At 40.4% G+C, this 500-nt stretch carries 1 protein-coding gene; it reads right to left on the reverse strand.

Features of this window, described 5'->3' with window-relative positions:
* Positions 1–438: hemerythrin family protein (locus R7190_RS31325; protein WP_318138403.1), on the reverse strand; the 438-nt coding region annotated here is incomplete at its 3' end.
* Between the last annotated feature and the right edge of the window lie 62 nt (positions 439–500).

Raw genomic sequence — 500 nt, forward strand, 5'->3', positions numbered from 1 at the left:
GCGATAAGCTTCTAAAGGAGAAACGCCTCGTTCGATGGCTTTGATCTGTTTCGCCATATTTTGATCGATGCCAAGAATGTGGTACGCCAACCAATGAATAAGAAAATCCAACAACTGCTCCGCTGATTGCCGATTATCTTCGTTAATAAAACTTTGCATGCTGACAATATCGCCCATAAAAGTGCGATGTACTTGAATATGCTTTTGGAGATGCTCGTGATGAATCCCCACTTCTCTCATTAAATTTTCCTCTTCTTTGAAGTGAAATTCGGCATAACGAGAGAGTTCAAATAACGCGCTCTGAATATCCGCTATCGAAATCGTGTTTCGCGTCAAAAGTTTGCCGTACTTATTAATAAACTCAACGAGATACTGGTGTTGATCGTCAACATCTTCGATTCCTGTTTCAAAATAGATGTCCCAACGAAATGAATTCAACGTTACTACTCCCAATATCAACGAGTCTATATCAAGTCACCATGCCGCAACCTGAAATACCA

This window comes from Vibrio sp. 1078-1 (assembly GCF_033340475.1).